Origin of the sequence: Nocardiopsis sp. L17-MgMaSL7, from assembly GCF_003182025.1 — a bacterium.
GTDB lineage: Bacteria > Actinomycetota > Actinomycetes > Streptosporangiales > Streptosporangiaceae > Nocardiopsis > Nocardiopsis prasina.
In genome coordinates, this window is the sequence record NZ_QGTF01000006.1 from 276782 (window position 1) to 294819 (window position 18038).

Here is an 18038-nt window from a genome sequence, read left to right on the forward strand (position 1 = left end):
TGGTTCGTGGGGGTCAGCGGCGGTGCGCCAGTGAGCGGGCCAGACGGTCGGCGACGACCGGTCCGATCACGGAGAGCGCCTCCGGTGTGGCCATGAGCGCGTGCGTGCACGTGACGTCCTGGTTGTCGATCCGGCCTTCGACGTAGGGCCGCCAGGTCCGGGCGAGGTCGACTCCGGGAACGCTGTCCAGCGTCGCGGTGAAGAAGAGGAGGTCTCCGTCGAAGACGGGCGGCCGTCCGTGGCGCAGCAGGGTCACCTGCCGGTCGAAGCCGAGGAGCATGGCCTCGACCGCCTCCTTGGAGAGTTCGCCGAGGGGGTCGCCGTGGCGCCGGAACACCGCGATGGCGTCCTCGGTCCGCGGTGACTCGCCGAGGCCTTCGGCGTCCTCGGCGTAGCCGACGGCCCGGAGCAGGGCGACGAGAACCTCGGTGTCGTCGGTGAAGCCCTCCTCCGCGGACTGGCCGAACGGGTGCGAGTCCAGCAGGGCCAGGGTGGCCACCTCGTCGCCGGTCTCCTGGAGGTGTCCGGCGAGCGCGTGCGCGATGTTGCCTCCGAAGGACCAGCCCAGCAGGTGGTAGGGCCCTTCTGGCTGGATCTCGCGGATCCGCGCGGCGTAGTCCTCGGTGAGGGATCGCAGGTCGGTGGCGTGCTCGGTCCGGTCGCCGGGGCTGAGCCCCGGGGCCTGGAGCCCGTACACCGGGTGGTCGGCGCCGATGTGCCGCGCCAGCCCCGCGTAGGGCCAGGCGAGCCCTCCGGCGGGGTGCACGCAGAACAGCGGGGCGCCCTCGCCGGTGGGCCGGATCGGCAGGATCCGGCCGAGCCCGGTCTCGGTGGTCTCCCCGTCCGCCGCCTGGATGAGCCCGGCGACCGTGGGGTTCTGGAAGAGCATCGGCACCGTGACCTCCTGGCCCAGGGCGGCGCTGATGCGCCGCACGAGGCGCGCCGCGAGCAGGGAGTGCCCGCCCAGCTCGAAGAACCCGTCGTGCACCCCGACCCTCGGCAGGTCCAGGATCTCCGCGAACAGCGCGCACATGCGGATCTCGCGCCGTGTCCCGGGAACACCGGTCACCTGCGGTGCGTGCTCGGCGGGGTCCGGCAGGGCCGCGTTGTCGACCTTGCCGTTCACGGTCAGGGGCAGGGACTCCAGGCGGACGAACACCGCCGGGACCATGTACTCGGGAAGCCTGGCGGCCAGGTGTCGGCGCAGCTCGGCGTCGGTGGGGCCGGGGCGTACGAGCGGCACCGGGTAGGCCACGAGCCTGGCGTCGCCCGCCGCCGTGCGGCGCACCAGGACGGCGGCCTCGGCGACGCCGGGGTGGTCCACGAGCGTCGCCCTGATCTCCCCGGGTTCGATCCGAAAACCCCGGAGCTTGACCTGGTCGTCGGCGCGGCCGACGAACTCCAGCGTGCCGTCGGCGCGCCACCGCACGAGGTCTCCGGTCCGGTACATGCGCCCGCCCGCGGCGGCGAAGGGGTCGGCGACGAACCGCTCCCCCGTCATGCCGGGGCGGCTGCGGTACCCGCGGGCCAGCCCCGCTCCGGCGATGTAGAGCTCACCGAGCGCGCCCACGGGTGCGGGCTGGAGTCCGCCGTCGAGCACGTACACCCGGATGTTGCCCACCGGTCGGCCGATGGTCGGTCCGGCCTCGCCGCCGATGCCCGCGATGACGGCGTCCACCGTGGTCTCGGTGGGGCCGTAGAAGTTGTAGGCGCGCACGTCGGGGCGGCGGGTCAGGTCGTCCCAGAGGTCGGCGTCGACCGCCTCTCCGCCCAGGGCCACCACCGAGAGCGCGTCCGAGTGGTCGAGCACGCCCTCGGCGATCAGCCTGCGGGCGTAGCTGGGCGTGGTCTCGACGGAGTCCACGCGGTTGCGGGTCAGGTAGTCGGCGAGGCCGGAGGGGTCGCGGCGCACCGCGTCCTCCACCACGTGCAGCTCGTGCCCGTCGACCAGCCAGAGGATCGGGTCCCAGGAGGCGTCGAAGGCCACACCGGCGGTGTGCGCGACTCGGAGCTTGCGGCCCAGCTCCTCGCTGACCGGGGTGAACAGCTCCTCCTGGTGGCTCAGGAACAGGTTGACCAACGACCCGTGCTCGACCTCGACCCCCTTCGGCCTGCCGGTGGAGCCCGAGGTGTAGATGACGTACACGATGTCCGAGGCGGTGAGCGGGCGGACCCGTTCGCGGTCGGTGAGCGCGCCCGCGGTGGCGCAGTGGCAGTCGCCGTGCTTGTCGGTGATGGCGTCCACGTCGCGCACCAGCGGGGCGTCGGGGACCCGGTAGGCGAGCGAGGAGTCGGTGAGCACCAGCCCGGGCACGGCGTCCCCGATCATGGTGGCCAACCGCTCGTCCGGGTGGTCGGGGTCGAGGGGCAGGTACGCGGCGCCGCTCTTGAGCACGCCCAGGAGGCTCACGACCGTCTCCACCGAACGCTGGAGCAGGACGGCGACCACGTCGCCGGGCCCGTTGCCGAGCTTGACCAGCGAACGGGCCAGGCAGTTGGCGCGCCGTTCGAGGTCGGCGAAGCTGAGCCGCTCCTGCGCGCAGACCAGCGCGATCGCGTCGGGGGTGCGCCGGACCTGCTCCTCGAACAGCTCCACGACGGTCTCGACCGGAAGCTCCCTGAGCAGGCCGTGCCCGTCCGCCAGGAGTCCCTCCCGCTCCTCTCCGGAGAGGATCTCCAGGCGACCGAGACGGGCCTCGGGTGCCCGGGTGGCGGCGTCGAGCAGTCGGACGTAGCGCTCCACGAACAGCCGCGCCGTGCCGGGTTCGAACATCGCGCTGTTGTACTCCAGCGTGCCGGTGACACCGGCGGCGCCGCCCAGCGGACAGGTCTGCTCGGCCAGGTCGAAGGAGAGGTCGAACTTGGCACCCAGTGCCGGGGCGCCCGGTTCGGGGCGCACGTCCAGACCCGACAGCTCCATGGTGGGCGTCTCGTTGTTCTGGAGGGTCAGGGCCGTCTGGAACAGGGGATGGCGTCCGAGGGCACGGGAGGGGTTGAGCCGCTCCACGATCTGCTCGAAGGGCACCTCCTGGTCGTCGAAGGCGTCCAGGTCGGCGTCGCGCACCCGCGCCAGCAGCTCGGTGAAGGTCGGGTTGCCCGAGGTGTCGGTGCGCAGCGGGAGCGTGTTGACGAAGAACCCGACCAGTTCGTCCAGGGCGGGGTCGGTGCGCCCCGCGACGGGGCTGCCGATCACGATGTCGTCGCCCGCGCCCAGGCGGGTGTGCAGGGCGGCGAGTCCGGCCTGGAGGACCATGAACAGGCTCGTGGACGAGGACCGGGCCAACCGCACCAGGCGTTCGTGCAGGTCCGCGCCGATCTCCACCCCCGTGCTGGCGGAGGGCTGGGAGGCGCTGGCGGGGCGGGGCCTGTCGGAGGGCAGGCGCACCTCGTCCGGGGCGCCGGACAGGCGGCGTTCCCAGGCGTCGAGGCTGTGCCGGATCGCGCTCTCGGGGTCGCCGTCGTCGCCCAGGACCTCGCGCTGCCAGAGCGTGTAGTCCGCGTACTGCACCGGGAGGTCGCGGGCGAGGGCCGCGGTGCCGTGCACACGGGCGGTGTAGGCCATGGAGAGGTCGCGCGCCAGGGGCGCGGTCGACCATCCGTCACCGGCGATGTGGTGCAGGACCAGCAGCAGGACGTGCTCCCGGCCGATTCTGAACAGGTGGCCCCGCAGGGGCGTCTCGACGGCCAGGTCGAAGCCCCTGCCCGCCTCGCGGACCAGGGCCTGCCGCAGCTCCTCCTCGGAGGCGACCTCGACACACTCGCTGCCCGGGGTGACCGCCTCGGGGGGCAGCACGTGCTGGAGGGGCTCGCCGTCGATGTCGGGGAAGACCGTTCGCAGGCTCTCGTGGCGCGCGGAGACGTCGCGCAGCGCCCCGCGCAGCGCCTCTGTGTCCAGCTCACCGGTGATCCGGACCGCCATCGGGAGGTTGTAGAGGGCCGCCGAGGTGTCCAACCGGTTGAGGAACCACAGCCTGCGCTGGGCGAAGGACAGCGGGATACGCGCGGGCCGGGGCACCGGTCGCAGCGGGGGCCTGGACTGGCGGCCGGTGCCGAGGGCCGCGGCCAGACCGGCGACGGTCGGTGCCTCGAAGAGCGTGCGGACCGCGACCTCGGCGCCGACCGTGTGACGGATGCGGGCCACCAGGCGGACCGCGAGGAGCGAGTGGCCGCCGAGGGCGAAGAAGTCGTCGTCGATGCCGACTTCGGGCACGTCCAGGACCTTGGCGAACAGCTCGCACAGGACGGTCTCGTCGCGGGTGCGCGGGCCGCGTCCACTGCCGGTGACGGCCTCGGGTTCGGGCAGCGCGGCCCGGTCCAGCTTGCCGTTGGGCGTCAGCGGGAGTTCGGGCAGCACCATGACCACCCCGGGCAGCATGGCGGCGGGGAGCCTGCGCGCCGCGTGGTCGCGGATCCCCCGGGTGTCGGGGCGTCCGCCCGGCCGTGCGGTGACGAAGGCGGCCAGCCGCGCGTCCCCGTCCCTGGTGCGGGTGAGCACCACGGCCGACTGGGCGACGTCGGGGTGTTCGGCCACGACGGCCTCGACCTCGCCGAGTTCGATCCGGTGGCCGCGCACCTTGACCTGTCCGTCGGCGCGGCCGACGTAGCGCAGCGCGCCGTCGGACCGACGGGTGACCAGGTCACCGGTGCGGTACATCCGGCTCCCGTCGGCGGCGAACGGGTCCGCGAGGAAGCGCTCGGCGGTCATCCCCGGGCGGCCGAGGTATCCGCGGGCGACCCCGGCTCCGCTGAGGTAGAGCTCGCCGACGACCCCTGCGGGGACCGGGCGGAGCCTGCCGTCCAGGACCCGGGCGCCGGTGTTGGCGATCGGCCTGCCGATCACCGGTTCGATCTCCTCGTCGGAACGGGCCGTGACGCTGTCGACGGTGCACTCGGTCGGCCCGTACAGGTTGTGCGCCGTCAGGCCGGGGACGTCGCGCAGTTCGTCCCAGAGCCGGGCGTCGACCGCCTCTCCGCCCAGGGCGAGCACGCGCGGCCCGGTGCCGCCGTCGAAGAGCCCCAGGGCCACGAGCTGCCTGGCGTAGGAGGGCGTCGTCTCGACCGCGTCGACCTCCCGCTCACGCAGGAGCGCGACGAGCTGTTCGGCGTCCCCCCTGACGGGGTCCTGGACGATGTGGAGTTCGTGGCCGTCCACCATCCACAGGAACGGGTCCCACGAGGCGTCGAAGGAGACCCCGGCCGTGTGCGCGACCCGCAGGGGTCGGCCAGCGGCGGCGACGGCCGGTCCGAACACGCGCTCCCGGTGCGAGTGGAGCAGGTTGGCCAGAGAGCGGTGCTCGACGACCACGCCCTTGGGGCGCCCGGTGGATCCGGAGGTGTAGACGACGTAGGCCGCGTCGCGGGGGCCCGGCCTGGCCGGAACCCGCAGCATCGGTGTGTCCAGCGGCAGCGCGTCGACGTACAGCACCGTGCTGTCGGCGGGAACGCGCGTCCGGTTCCCGGCCGTGGTGAGGACGTGCTCGGGCCGGGCGTCCGCGAACATGTGGTCGACCCGATCGCGCGGGTAGGAGGTGTCGACGGGCATGTGGGCGGCTCCGCTGCGGAGCACGCCCAGGAGCGCGACCGCCAGGTCGACCGAACGCGGCAGCACCGTCGCCACGGTCGTTCCGGGCCCGGCGCCCCGGTCGGCCAGGAGGCGGGCCAGGCTCTCGGCGCGGGCGTCCAGCTCCGCGAACGTCAGCGAGTCGTCGCCCGCGACCACCGCGGTCCGGTCGGGAGTGCACAGGACCTGGGCCTCGAAGGCCTCCAGGATCGAGTCCGCGGCTCCGGAACGGTACGGTCCCGCCGAGCCCTCGTCCAGCTCCGCCCGCTCTCCGGGGAGGAGGAGCTCCGCCTCCTCGACGAGGGTGTCCGGGGCCTCGGCCAGGACCGAGAGCAGGTGCGTGAAGCGGTCGGCGACGGAGCGGGCGGTGTGCTCGTCGAAGAGGTCGGCGTCGTACTCCAGGTCGCCGAGGAGCCCTTCGGCGATGCCCCCGGACCCCAGGTGCACCGTCAGGTTGAGGGTGAGGTCGAACTTGGCCTGCCGGGTGCCGACGCCCTCCTGCACGGTGGTGTCCAGGCCGCCCAGGGACGGCCGCTCGGCGCGGATGTTCTGGAGGGCGAGCATCACCTGGAAGAGCGGTGGCCGCGAGCCCGTGCGGGTCGGACGCAGCTCCTCGACCACGCGGTCGAAGGGGGCGTCCTGGTGGGCGAAACCGGAGAGGCAGGCCTGCCGGGACCGGATGACCAGGTCATCGAAGGTCGGATTGCCGGATGTCCGGGTCCGGATGACGACCGTGTTCACGAAGAAGCCGACGAGATCGTCGAGTTCGGCCTCCGTACGGCCCGCCGTGGGTGTGCCGACCGTCAGGTCGGAGCCCGCGCCCAGGCGGGAGAGCAGCGCGGTGAGCCCGGCGTTGAGCACCATGAACAGGCTGGCGCCGTGCTTGTCGCCGAGCCCGTTGAGGCGCTCGTGGAGTTCGGGTGACAGGCGCAGCGGGACCGAGCCGCCGCGGCCGCTGGACTGTTCGGGGCGGGCGCGGTCCACGGGCAGGACCGTCTCCTCCGGGGCCCCTCGCAGGGCCTCGCGCCAGTAGGCCAGCTGCCGGGAGAGCTCGCTCTCCGGGTCGTCGTCCCCGCCGAGCACCTCGTTCTGCCAGAGCGTGTAGTCGGCGTACTGGACCGGGAGGGGCGCCCAGTCCGGGGCCCGCCACTGGGAGCGCGCGGAGTAGGCGTCGGCCAGGTCCCGGGCGAGCGGTCCCAGCGACCACCCGTCACCGGCGATGTGGTGCAGGACCAGCAGCAGGACGTGGTCACGGTCGTCGACCCGCAGGAGCCGGACCCGCAGCGGGGTCTCCACGGAGGTGTCCAGGCCCCGGCTCGCCTCGGCCGTGATCACCCGCTCCAGGTCGGGTTCGGGGCACGAGACGGCCGCGAAGTCGAGGGGGCTCTCGTGGGGTGCCAGGACGTGCTGGCGGGGCTCCTCCCCGTGCAGCGGGAACACGGTGCGCAGGGTCTCGTGGCGTTCCACCAGGTCGTCCAGAGCGGCGCGCAGTGCCCCGGTGTCCAGCTCGCCGCGCAGCCGGAGCGCGGCCGGGATGTTGTAGGCGCCGGAGTCGGGCGCGTACCTGTTGAGGAACCAGAGTCTGCGCTGGGTGTGCGACAGCGGCAGCACCTCGGGGCGCTCGCGCGGCTCCAGTCGCGGTCCGGTCACCGCCTCGTCCGGGAGCACCCTGGCCAGCCCGGCGACCGTGGGGTTCTCGAAGAGTTCGCGGATGGCGGGGGCCGCGCCGAACTCGGCGCGGATCCGGCCGATCAGGCGGGTGGCCAGCAGGGAGTGGCCGCCCAGGGCGAAGAAGTCGTCGTCCACGCCGACCCGCTCGACCCCGACCGCCTCGGCGAAGAGCTCGCAGAGCCTGCGCTCCCGCTCGTCGCGCGGCGCCCGGAGGGCCTCCGAGCCGCCGGAGGGCAGGGGCAGGGCGGCGCGGTCGAGCTTTCCGCTGGGGGTCAGCGGCAGCTCGGGGACCCGGACGGTCGCGGCGGGCACCATGAACGCGGGCAGCCGGTCCGAGGCGTGCGCACGGACCTTGTCCGTGTCGGAGGGGTCGTCGACGACCACGTAGGCCACCAGGCGGGTGTCCGCGCCCTCGCCGACGGCGATCACCGCGGTCTGGCGGACTCCGGGGCACTCCCGGACGACGGCCTCGACCTCGGCCGGTTCGACGCGCACCCCGCGTACCTTGACCTGGTCGTCGGCGCGGCCGAGGAAGCGCAGGGTGTGGTCGGGTCCCGGCGAGACGAGGTCGCCGGTGCGGTACATGCGGCTGCCGTCGGCGGCGTGGGGGTCGGCCACGAACCGTTCGGCGGTGAGCACGGAACGGCCGAGGTAGCCGCGCGCGACGGACGCGCCCGAGACGTACAGCTCACCGGTGCCGCCCGGGGAGACGGGCCGGAGCCCCGAGTCCAGGACGTAGGCGCGGGAGTTGGCGACCGCGCCCCCGATGTGGGGGTGGCTCTCCGAGGTGACGGGTGCGGTCAGGCTGTCGACGGTGGTCTCGGTGGGGCCGTACAGGTTGTGCGCGCTGACGTGTTCCAGCGACGCGAGCGTGTTCCACAGGTCGGCGTCCACGGCCTCACCGCCCAGGGCGACGACCGTGGGGCCGCCGGGCTCGGCGAGCCCCTCGGCCAGGAGCGCGCGGGCGAAGGAGGGCGTGGTCTCGATGGCTTCCAGGCCCTGTTCGCGCAGGTGGGCCACGAGCCGCTGCGGGTCGCGGCGGACCTCGTCCTCGACCAGGTGGAGCTCGTGTCCGTCGACCATCCACAGGAAGGGGTCCCAGGAGGCGTCGAACGAGAGCCCCGCGGTGTGCGCCACCCGCAGCGCCCGTCCGTGGCGTTCGCGGGCGGGGGTGAAGACGAGTTCGCGGTGCGAGTGCAGGAGGTTGAGCAGGGATCGGTGCTCCACGGCGACGCCCTTGGGCGCGCCCGTGGAACCGGAGGTGTAGATGACGTAGGCGAGGTCCGCTCCGGTGGCGGGGCGGGGCCGGTCCGACGTGTGCGGACGCGGGCCCTCCTCGACGGCGGTCCTGGTGGCCGGATCGTCCATCCGGACGGTCCTGGGGGTGACCTCGAGCGCTTCGTCCGGGGTCCCGGACACGGTGTCGCCGTGGGTGAGCACGATGTCCGGCCGCGCGTCCCGCACCATCGCGGCCAGTCGGCCCGTGGGGTAGCCGGGGTCGAGGGGCAGGCACACGGCGCCGGCCTTGAGCACCGCCAGCTGGGCGACGGCGAGGTCGGTGTGGCGCCCCAGCCGGACTCCCACCACGCGCCCGGGGGCGGCGCCGAGCGCGACGAGGTGGTCGGCCCAGCGGTCGGACAGGGCGTCGAGGCGGGCGAAGGTGAGTCGGCCGTCCGGCGCGACGACCGCCGTGCTCGAAGGGAACCGGGAGGCGGTGACCGCGAACTCGTCCGCGACCGTGAGGTCGGGCAGCGCCCGCACCGGGCCGGCGCTCATGCTGGCCCCCGACCGCTCCTCCTCGTCGGAGCGGACGGCCAGGGTTCCCACCGGGGCGGAGGGGTCCTCGGCGATGGCCCGCATGACGGCGAACAGGCGGCTCTGGTGGTCGCCGAGCTCGTCGCGCGTGTACAGGTCCGGGCTGCCGTCGAAGTCGACGCGGATGTCCTGGGTCGCCCCGAGCCCGTGGAAGATGACGGACAGGTCCTCGACGGGCCCGACCGAGAGGTTGTGCGTGGTGGCCGGGAGCCCGGCGAAGACCAGCTCGCCCAGGGCCGGGATGATGTTCACCGACGGCCCGGTGAGGCGGCGACCGGGGTTCCCGCCGCGACGCAGGTCCTCGCTGCGGTAGCGCTGGTGCCGGAGCACCCGCCGGGTGTCCAGCGCCACCTGCCGCAGGAGTTCGGACACCGGCTGGTCGGGGCGGACCCGGACCCGCAGCGGAACGATGTTGGAGACCGCGGCCGGAACCGTCCGCGCGTGCGACGTGCGGCGAGTGGTGACCGGCAGGCCCAGGACGACGTCCCGGGCGCCGGTGAAGCGGTGGAGGTGGACGGCGGTGGCCGTGAGGACCGCGGTGGGCAGGCTGGTGCGCTGCCGGCGGGCGGCGGCCTGGAGTCCGGCGGCGGTCTCGCGCGGCAGGTGGTCGGTGACCCTGTGCAGGCTGGTGGGCATCCGCGGGGGCGTACCGGCCAGCCCCACCGCGTCGGGGGCGTCAGCCATGTACTCCGACCAGAAGCGGCCGTCGGTCTCCTCGGTGCCGTCCGCCCGGTAGTCGGCTTCCTCCTCCAGGAGTCGGCTCAGTGAACCGAAGGGGCTGGGCCCCGGCTCGGTCCCGGCGGCCAGGGCGTCGTGGACCTCGGCGACCCGGCCCAGGACCAGCATGGCCCCGTAGCCGTCCAGGAGCAGGTGGTGGACGCGCTGGTAGACGAAGTGGTGCTCCTCGCCGAGCCGGAAGATCACCTCGGCGAACAGGGTCTCGCCCCGGACGTCCTGTGCCCGCGCGAGGTCGTCGCGCATCCACCGACGGGCGGACGCGGCGGGGTCGGGCTCGTCGGTGAGGTCCACGACGGTGGGCCACCAGTCCTCCGGTCGGCGGACCTCCTGCCAGGGTTCCCCGTCCTCCTCGCCGAAGCGCAGGTGGAGCGACTCGGTCTCCAGCACCGCCTGGCGCAGGGCGGCGCAGAGGACCGGCACGTCCAGCGGACCGTCCAACTCCAGGTACTCGGCGATGGCGTACACGGGGTTTCCCGGGTCCATCTGCTGCGCGTACCAGAGCCCGGTCTGGGCAGCCGTGAGCGGCAGTCGGCGGGTTCGGCCGGTGTTCGTCATCGAAGACCTTCCAATCGCGTCGGCGCCTCTGCCGAAGCAGCGGACGGGCCGCGGTTGCGGGGAATTGAATGCGTGTGTCCGGGGTGCCCCGGGCGGGGAACGGAGCACGCCAGCGGATCGGTCGCCCCAGGGAGGCCGGGATGACCGCTTTCAATAGCTTGTCTGTGATCACTGGTGATTCGTGGCGAAAGTTCGGAAGGATTGCGTGATGCACATCACACAAAGCAATCGGATACTTACTAAAAGCCATATTCCGGACAGGGCAAAGCGACCGGAGTGCACCACTCCGGCCACTTTGAAAGGGGCCGCTAGTTGTTGATCTGGTAGTTGCCGATGAAGATGGTGAGCAGTCCGCCGTCCCCGAACAGGCCCAGACCACCGAGCAGGCCACCTGGGGACGAGGGGGCCTCGGCGACGGGGGCCGCGGCGGCCTGAGCGGGTGCGACAGCGAGGCCGAGGACAGCGGTGGCGGTGAGGGCGGAGAGCAGGAGCGCGGAGACGCGTCGCCGAACTGACGTCATGACGGGGGTTCCCTTCGATGGTCGGACGGGGCCTTTCGCCGGTTGGACGAACCGCCCCTCACGGGACTATTCGTCACCGAGCGGCGGGGGTATTGGTCCGGTTCGCCATGAGTTATTCCGATCGCCTCGGCCGCGCCGCGCCTGGCGTCGGCGACCTCCGGCACACGGAACGCTCCCCGACAGCACCCACTCGGCCCCACTCGCCCCCGCCAGGAGGAACAGCTTTTTCTACCAGTTGGTAACAATTAACGGCGACGACTGGAGCGCCGAAGGCGGAACGCCCTAGGGTTCCGACATGGGTGTATTGCGGAAGCGTGTCCTTCTTCGTGTTTTTCTGGGCTTTGTCGCCACGGTCGCGTCTCTCGCACTGATCGCCTCGCTCCTGGGGGTCTGGGCGGTACGGCGCTCCTTCCCGACCACCTCCGGGGAGCTGACCCTCACCGAACTCGGCGCGCCGGTCTCCGTGCTGCGGGACGAACGCGGCGTCGCCCACCTCTACGCCGACGACGCCGAGGACCTCTTCGTCGCCCAGGGGTTCACCCACGCCCAGGACCGGTTCTGGGAGATGGACTTCCGCAGGCACGTCACGGCGGGGCGCACCGCCGAACTCTTCGGCCCGGGCCAGGTGGAGACCGACATCTACCTGCGCACCATGGGCTGGCGCCGGGTCGCCGAGCAGGAGTACGACCTCCTGGAGGAGGACACCCAGCGCTACCTGGACGCCTACGCGGCCGGAGTGAACGCCTGGATCGACGACAACCAGGGGCTCTCGGCCGGCCTGGAGTACGGCCTCCTCGGGATCACCGCGGACGACTACACCGTGGAGCCCTGGACGCCCACGGACAGCCTCGCGTGGCTGAAGGCCATGGCCTGGGACCTCGGCGGCAACCTCCAGGACGAGACGCAGCGGGCCCTGCTGCTCGCCGACGGCCTCGACGAGGAGCAGATCGAGGAGCTCTACCCCGCCTACCCGACCGAGAAGCACGCGACCATCACGGCCACCGAGGAGCACAACGGGTCCGGCACCGAAGCCGACCTGGGCCGCGCACCCGACCTGCCCGAGGAGGCCCTCGCGGCGCTCGGCGGGCTCTCCGGCGTGCACGACGCCATCCCGGACCTCCTCGGCCCCTCCGACGACCCCGACCTCGGATCCAACTCCTGGGTCGTGTCCGGTGAGCACACCGAGACCGGTCTTCCGCTGCTCACCAACGACCCCCACCTGGGCGCCTCGATGCCGTCCACCTGGTACCAGATGGGACTGCACTGCACGGAGCTCACCGAGGAGTGCCCCTTCGACACCAGCGGGTTCAGCTTCTCGGGCCTGCCCGGCGTTGTGATCGGCCAGAACGAGTCCATCGCCTGGGGCTTCACCAACCTCAACCCGGACGTCATGGACCTCTACCTGGAGCGGGTGGAGGGCGACGACTACGTGGTGGACGGGGAGAGGCGCCCCCTGGAGATCATCGAGGAGACCATCGCGGTCTCCGGCGGCCAGGACCTCGAACTCACCGTCCGCTCCACCCACAGGGGCCCGATCCTGTCGACCACGTCCGCGGGGTCGAACCTGCGGCGGATCGGCGAGAACCCCCGTGAGGGGGACGACGCCCCCTACCAGGTGTCCCTGCGCTGGACCGCGCTCCAGCCGGGCACCACCGCCGACGCGATCTTCTCCATGAACCGCGCCCGTGACTGGGACACCTTCCGCGAGGCCGCGAGCAGGTTCGACGTCCCCTCGCAGAACCTCGTCTACGCGGACAACGAGGGCAACATCGGCTACCAGGCTCCGGGGCTGGTCCCGGTCCGGGGCAAGGGCGACGGCCGCTGGCCCGCCCCCGGCTGGGACTCCGACTACGACTGGGAGGACGAGTTCCTGCCCTTCGACGAGCTGCCCAGCGTGTACAACCCGGAGTCCGGGGTGATCGTCACCGCGAACGAGTCGGTCGTGGACGAGGACTACGAGCACTTCCTGACCTCGGACTGGAACTACGGCTACCGGGGCCAGCGGATCAACGACCTCCTGGACGAGGCGATCGCGGACGGCCCCGTGGGTGTCGCGGACATGGAGCGGATCCTCGTGGACTCCCTCCACACCAGCGCCCTCGAGGTCACTCCGTACCTGCTGGACACCCCGGTCGAGGGAGCCACCGCCGAGGCGCGCGAACTCCTCGTCGACTGGGACCACCGCAACGAACCCGACTCCGCCGCGGCCGCGTTCTACAACGCGACCTGGCGCCAGCTCCTCCCCCTGCTCTTCGACGAACTCGGGGAACGCGGCATGGACGGCCGCTCACGCGGGATGCACGTGGTCTCCCAACTGCTGGAGGACCCCGACTCGGCCTGGTGGGAGGGCCGGGACGCCAGCGGACGGGAGGAGGTCCTGGCCGCGGCGATGGACGCCGCCGTGGAGGAGCTCAACGAACTGCTCGGCGACGACCCGGCCGACTGGCGCTGGGGCGACCTGCACACCCTCACCGCGACGCACGAGTCCTTCGGGACCTCGGGGATCGGCCCGGTGGAGTGGCTGTTCAACCGCGGCCCCGTGGAGAGCGCGGGCGGCTCCGACCTGGTCAACGCCACCGGTTGGAACACGTCGGAGGGCTACGGCATCACCACGGTCCCGTCGATGCGCATGGTCGTGGACCTGGCCGACCGGGACTCCTCCACGTGGATCCACCTCACCGGCAACTCCGGCCACGCCTTCCACCCGAACTACGACGACCAGCTGGAACTGTGGGCGGAGGGCGCGACGCTCCCCTGGGCGGTGACCGAGGAGGCGGTCCGCGAGGCCACCGAGGACGAGCTCACCCTCGTCCCGTGACTCCCGGCCCCGGAGACGTCCGGAACCGTTCTCCGGGGCCTCCCGCTAGAGCGGGAACGACGTGCCGGTCATCTCCTCGGACAGGTCCCACAGCCGCCGGGCCATCTCGGTGTCGCGCGCGGCGGCGCTTCTCCCGGACGGGCCGGGCGCCCCGTTCACGAACAGACCGGTGGGTCCGGCGAAGAACGCTCCGGGGACGTCCTGCGTGGCGGCGTGGACCGTGGGCAGTGCCCCGCTGTGCGCGCTCTGGGCGAAGATCCGGTTGCCGATCCGCAGGAGCCCGTCCTGGAGTGCGTTCTCGCTACGGCCCTGGAGGTTGGTTGCTGCGTAGCCGGGGTGCGCGGCGGTGGCCAGCACCGGCGAACCGGCGTCGTCGAGCCTGCGCTGGAGTTCCAGGGTGAACAGGAGGTTGGCCAGCTTGGACTGTCCGTAGGCCCGGTAGGGCGTGTAGCGGCCCTCCAGGTTGGGGTTGTCGAAGTCGATCCGGTTGACCGAACGGTGCAGGCCGGAGGAGACGGTGACCACGCGTCCCGTGACGTGTTCGAGGAGGAGGTTGGTGAGGGCGAAGTGGCCCAGGTGGTTGACGCCGAACTGGGTCTCGAAGCCGTCACTGGTGCGGGACTCGGGGATCGCCATGAGTCCCGCGTTGTTGATCAGGAGTTCGAGGTCGCCCCGCCAACCGTCGGCGAACTCGCGGACCGAGGCCAGGTCGGCGAGGTCGAGGCGGCGGACCTCCGTGGTGCCCGGGATCCCGGAGGCGGCTCGTTCCCCCTTGGCGGTGTCGCGGACCGCCAACACCACGCGGGCGCCGCGTCCGGCCAGGATCCTGGCGGTCTCCAGGCCGAGTCCGCTGTTGGCGCCGGTGATGACGGCGGTCCTGCCGGTCAGGTCGGGCAGGCTCACGCTGGTTCTGCTCATGTCCCCAAAGTAGGGAGCACTCTCGAAGTTGTCAATGACAACAATGCTGTCATCGCAAACATCGGACTATGCTGGCAGCATGCCTGACCGCCCCTACCACCACGGCGACCTCCGCTCCACCCTGTTGAGCAGCGCCGAACGCACCCTGGCCCAGCGCGGCCCCGGGGCCCTCTCCCTGCGCGAACTCGCCCGCGAGGCGGGTGTCAGCCACGCGGCCCCCGGCCGACACTTCAAGGACAAGCAGGCCCTGCTCGACGCGCTCGCCCTCAACGGTTTCCAGCGACTCCGGGCCTCACTCGAACGCGCCAAGGCGGAGCAGGACCGCGCCGGGTCGGACACCGGCAACTACCTCCTGGGGCTGGCCCGCGCCTACGTGGGCTTCGCGATGGCCAACGCGGCCCTGCTGGAACTGATGTACGCGCGCAAGCACGACAGCGACGTCTCCGACCAGCTCGCCGCCGCCGTCGGGGACATGATCGCCGTCGTCCTGGACGCCATCTCCGAGGGGCAGCGCGCGGGGGAGATCGTCGAGGGCGACCCCACGGCCATCGCCTTCACCGTGGCCTCCACCCTGCACGGGTTCGCCTCGTTCAGCGGCGACGAGAACACCGAGAACGTCGACGAGGCCCTGCGGAACGTGGTCCGGCTCCTGATGACCGGCCTCAGCCCCCGCTGAACCGGTCCGTCCGGCGGAGGCCTCCGTTCGGGAGGCCTCCGTCAGGGTCAGTCGCCGTACTCGCCGTGCAGACGCCACCACGCGTACGGCTCGCTCCGGGGGACCCCCTCCGGGCTGTCCTCCCACAGCTCCTGACGGCCCAGCGGGGTGAGGTCGAGCAGGCTCCAGTTGGTGCCCAGCTTCTCCACGCCCCGACCCTGGGTGAAGTAGGTCCGGTACACGCTGGAGCCGTCCCGGATGAACACGCTCAGCCCGAAGTTCTCGCCGCCGTCCACGGTGACACCCATGTCCTCGTTGAAGCGGCCGCCGAAGGACGAGTACCAGGGCACCGTCCACCCCATCCGCTCGCGCACGGCCGCGATCTCCGGGTAGGGGGCCCGGGACACCACGGCGAGCGTGGTGTCCCGGGCGTTGAGGTGCTCCGGGTGACCCAGGTTGTCCACGAACATGGAGCAGCCCTCGCACTGGTGGTCGGAACCGGGCGCGAGCATGAAGTGGTAGACGATCAGCTGTCGGCGCCCCTCGAAGAGATCGGTCAGGGAGTACTCCCCGCCCGGGCCCTCGAACACGTGGTCCCCGCCGATCCGGTACCCGGGCTGCCTCCTGCGCTCGGCCGCGAGCCGGTCCTGGGCGCGGGTCAGCTCCTTCTCCTTGGCGATCAGGTCCTCATGGGCCCTCTGCCACTCGGTCTCCGTGACCGCGTCGGGCGTGTACATGGCTTCCTCCTCGGGCGCTTCGGCGGGGCCGCTGAGGTGTGGAAGGCCACCACCGTGCCCTCCACGGTGCCATCGCCGTACGACGTTCGGCCGCACGCTCGACCGAAGGGTCGTCGTGTCGGGCCGGAGGGGGAGCGCACACACGAAGGCCCACCGGGGATTCCCGGTGGGCCTTCGAACGTTGAAGGGCCGGTGCGGCGGTCGCCTCACGGCGGGTGGCACAACAAGGCTCCTGTCCACCACTGGGGTGCGGTATTCCCTGAAGGCTTTGATTAGAGCCCGGGGGACACTTGAACCGCACCGACCCGCTCCGTGTAACGACCCCACCCCTGGTGCTATTCCGCGGGCCCGGAGAAGTTTTCCGGGCCCGCCGACAGAGGGCGCCGAGGCCCGCCGGTCAGGCGCTGCTGACGGACAGCTTCACCGCGAAGCCGAGGAACAGCGCACCCGCCGCCGAGGTGGCGCCCGCCGTGAGTCGCCGCCGCCGGCCGAAGGCCGCCGCCAGCCGGGTACCGCTGAAGATCAGCACGGACAGGTAGAGCAGGCTGAAGGCCTGGAGCAGCAGGCCCAGCACCAGGAAGGACAGCGCCGGGTACGCGTAGGCGGGGTCGACGAACTGCACGAAGAAGGAGATCAGGAAGAGGATCATCTTCGGGTTGAACAGGGAGACCACGAGCGCGCGGTGGAAGGGACGTTCACCTGTGGGCACCTCCGTCGCGTCCGCGTCGGCCGCACGCTGGCCCTCGGCTCTCTGGTGCCGTGAGGTCCAGATGGCGTGGGCCGAGCGCAGCATCCCGATCGCCATCCAGACCAGGTAGGCGGCTCCCGCGTACTTCACCACCGAGAAGAGCAACGGGCTGGCCTGGAGCAGCGAGGCGGCACCAGCGGCCGCGAGCAACATGAGGAGGGTGTCGCCGGTGAACACACCGGCGGCAGCCCTGTACCCCGTGCGGGTACCGCTGCGCGCGGCGACGGAGAGCACGTAGAGGGAGTTGGGCCCCGGCAGGAGCACGATGAGGACGAGTCCCGCCAGGTAGGTCGGCAGGTCGGTGATACCGAGCATGGACGAAGTGTGTCATCCCGCCCACGACGGCCCACACCCCGGCCGCCCCTTGCCGACCCGGCGCCCACCCGTCCGGCCCTCGTGAATCCCGGGACCGGGGCCGCCTCCCCCGCGGCCCCGGCCCTGCCCCCTCAGGGCCGGTCCGACGGTCCGTCTGTCCCGGGGCGGGCCGACTCCGGGTCCGCGGCTCCGGACGGCCCGGAGCCGGTGACGGGGTCGGGGGAACCGGACGGCCCGGTGTCGGGGTCGGCGAGCCCGTCGGCGACCGGTTCGTCGAGGGTGACCAGGTCCAGGAGCTGGCGGGCCTCCGAGAGGGCCTCAGCCAGTTCGGTCTGCCCGGTCTCCGAGATCTCGAAGAACGCCTCCTCCATCCATCCCCGGGTGGTCGCCAGCCAGGCGACCACCCGCTCGTCGCGGGCTCCGGGTTCGGTGTGCGCGACCTCGCCGACCAGCTCGACCAGCGTCCACAGCGCCTGCGGGGTGTCGCGGCCCCACCACGACTCCAGGTACGGGCCGAGTTCGTCCCCGGCCTCCGCGAGCGTCCCCCACGGCGCGTAGTCCCGGTCCTCCGCGGTGAGGCCGAGCTCCCACCAGACGGACAGGCAGGCCCGGAGCGACGCGCGTTCGTCCTCGGGCCAGTCGGTCCACCCGGCCTGGCGGAGTTTGGCGAAGAGCCCGTGGAGGTCCGCGTCGCCGCGGAGGGAGAGTTCCAGGAGCCTGGGCAGGAAGTGGCGCAGGTCGTCCACGTCGCCCCACGTGTTCAGGGCCTTGTGGGAGAACCGGCGCAGCCGCTCGGCGTCGAGCTCCCGCAGCGGAGCCCCGAGCAGGTCATGGTGGTCGTTCTCGGTGACGCAGTGCTGACACCCCTCCACCCTCGCGGGTCGGGGGTAGCGCGCGAACACCCGGTACACGTCCTCGATCTCGCTCTGCACGACCCCAGGATGGCCCAACGGCCCCCGGCGCCGCTACGGGTGTCGGGGGCCGTGT

At 72.3% G+C, this 18038-nt stretch carries 8 protein-coding genes; 2 read left to right on the forward strand and 6 right to left on the reverse strand.

Annotation, left to right across the window (positions count from 1 at the left end; all coding sequences use genetic code 11):
• Window positions 1–13 precede the first annotated feature (13 nt).
• Both BDW27_RS12960 and BDW27_RS12965 read right to left on the reverse strand, forming a co-directional pair.
• Window positions 14–10339 carry a non-ribosomal peptide synthetase gene (locus tag BDW27_RS12960; RefSeq protein WP_110049467.1) on the reverse strand — a complete coding sequence of 3442 codons (10326 nt, stop codon included), beginning with the start codon at window positions 10337–10339 and terminating at the stop codon, window positions 14–16.
• Window positions 10340–10647: 308 nt separating this feature from the next.
• Window positions 10648–10860, reverse strand: coding sequence for a hypothetical protein (locus BDW27_RS12965; RefSeq protein ID WP_110049468.1), 213 nt, complete (start codon window positions 10858–10860; stop codon window positions 10648–10650).
• Window positions 10861–11155: 295 nt separating this feature from the next.
• Between BDW27_RS12965 and BDW27_RS12970 the strand changes: the two genes are divergently transcribed.
• Window positions 11156–13678 carry a penicillin acylase family protein gene (locus BDW27_RS12970; protein WP_233515742.1) on the forward strand — a complete coding sequence of 841 codons (2523 nt, stop codon included), beginning with the start codon at window positions 11156–11158 and terminating at the stop codon, window positions 13676–13678.
• A 45-nt stretch (window positions 13679–13723) separates the two neighbouring features.
• Here the strand turns inward: BDW27_RS12970 and BDW27_RS12975 are convergent, their stop codons facing one another.
• On the reverse strand, window positions 13724–14596 hold the full coding sequence (locus tag BDW27_RS12975) for an oxidoreductase (RefSeq protein ID WP_110049469.1): 873 nt from the start codon (window positions 14594–14596) through the stop codon (window positions 13724–13726).
• Between the two features lie 79 nt (window positions 14597–14675).
• On the opposite strand from BDW27_RS12975, the gene BDW27_RS12980 reads away from it, so the two are divergent.
• Complete coding sequence (locus tag BDW27_RS12980) at window positions 14676–15272, forward strand: TetR/AcrR family transcriptional regulator (RefSeq protein WP_110049470.1); 597 nt, start codon at window positions 14676–14678, stop codon at window positions 15270–15272.
• A gap of 47 nt (window positions 15273–15319) precedes the next feature.
• Here BDW27_RS12980 and BDW27_RS12985 read toward each other — a convergent pair whose 3' ends face one another.
• From BDW27_RS12985 to BDW27_RS12995, 3 genes are all read right to left on the reverse strand, one after another.
• Window positions 15320–15988 carry a DUF899 domain-containing protein gene (locus BDW27_RS12985; protein ID WP_110049471.1) on the reverse strand — a complete coding sequence of 223 codons (669 nt, stop codon included), beginning with the start codon at window positions 15986–15988 and terminating at the stop codon, window positions 15320–15322.
• A gap of 397 nt (window positions 15989–16385) precedes the next feature.
• Window positions 16386–17051, reverse strand: coding sequence for a leucine efflux protein LeuE (gene leuE, locus BDW27_RS12990; protein WP_110049472.1), 666 nt, complete (start codon window positions 17049–17051; stop codon window positions 16386–16388).
• Window positions 17052–17182: 131 nt separating this feature from the next.
• Entirely contained in the window at window positions 17183–17983 is an 801-nt protein-coding gene (locus BDW27_RS12995; protein WP_110049473.1) for a hypothetical protein, read from the reverse strand.
• Window positions 17984–18038: the final 55 nt, after the last annotated feature.

Bases quoted from the DNA above. Each gene is read 5' to 3' on its own strand.
- BDW27_RS12960 (WP_110049467.1), bottom strand. From the start codon at position 10,339: ATGACGAACACCGGCCGAACCCGCCGACTGCCGCTCACGGCTGCCCAG.
- BDW27_RS12980 (WP_110049470.1), top strand. From the start codon at position 14,676: ATGCCTGACCGCCCCTACCACCACGGCGACCTCCGCTCCACCCTGTTG.
- BDW27_RS12985 (WP_110049471.1), bottom strand. From the start codon at position 15,988: ATGTACACGCCCGACGCGGTCACGGAGACCGAGTGGCAGAGGGCCCAT.
- BDW27_RS12970 (WP_233515742.1), top strand. From the start codon at position 11,156: ATGGGTGTATTGCGGAAGCGTGTCCTTCTTCGTGTTTTTCTGGGCTTT.
- BDW27_RS12975 (WP_110049469.1), bottom strand. From the start codon at position 14,596: ATGAGCAGAACCAGCGTGAGCCTGCCCGACCTGACCGGCAGGACCGCC.
- leuE (WP_110049472.1), bottom strand. From the start codon at position 17,051: ATGCTCGGTATCACCGACCTGCCGACCTACCTGGCGGGACTCGTCCTC.
- BDW27_RS12965 (WP_110049468.1), bottom strand. From the start codon at position 10,860: ATGACGTCAGTTCGGCGACGCGTCTCCGCGCTCCTGCTCTCCGCCCTC.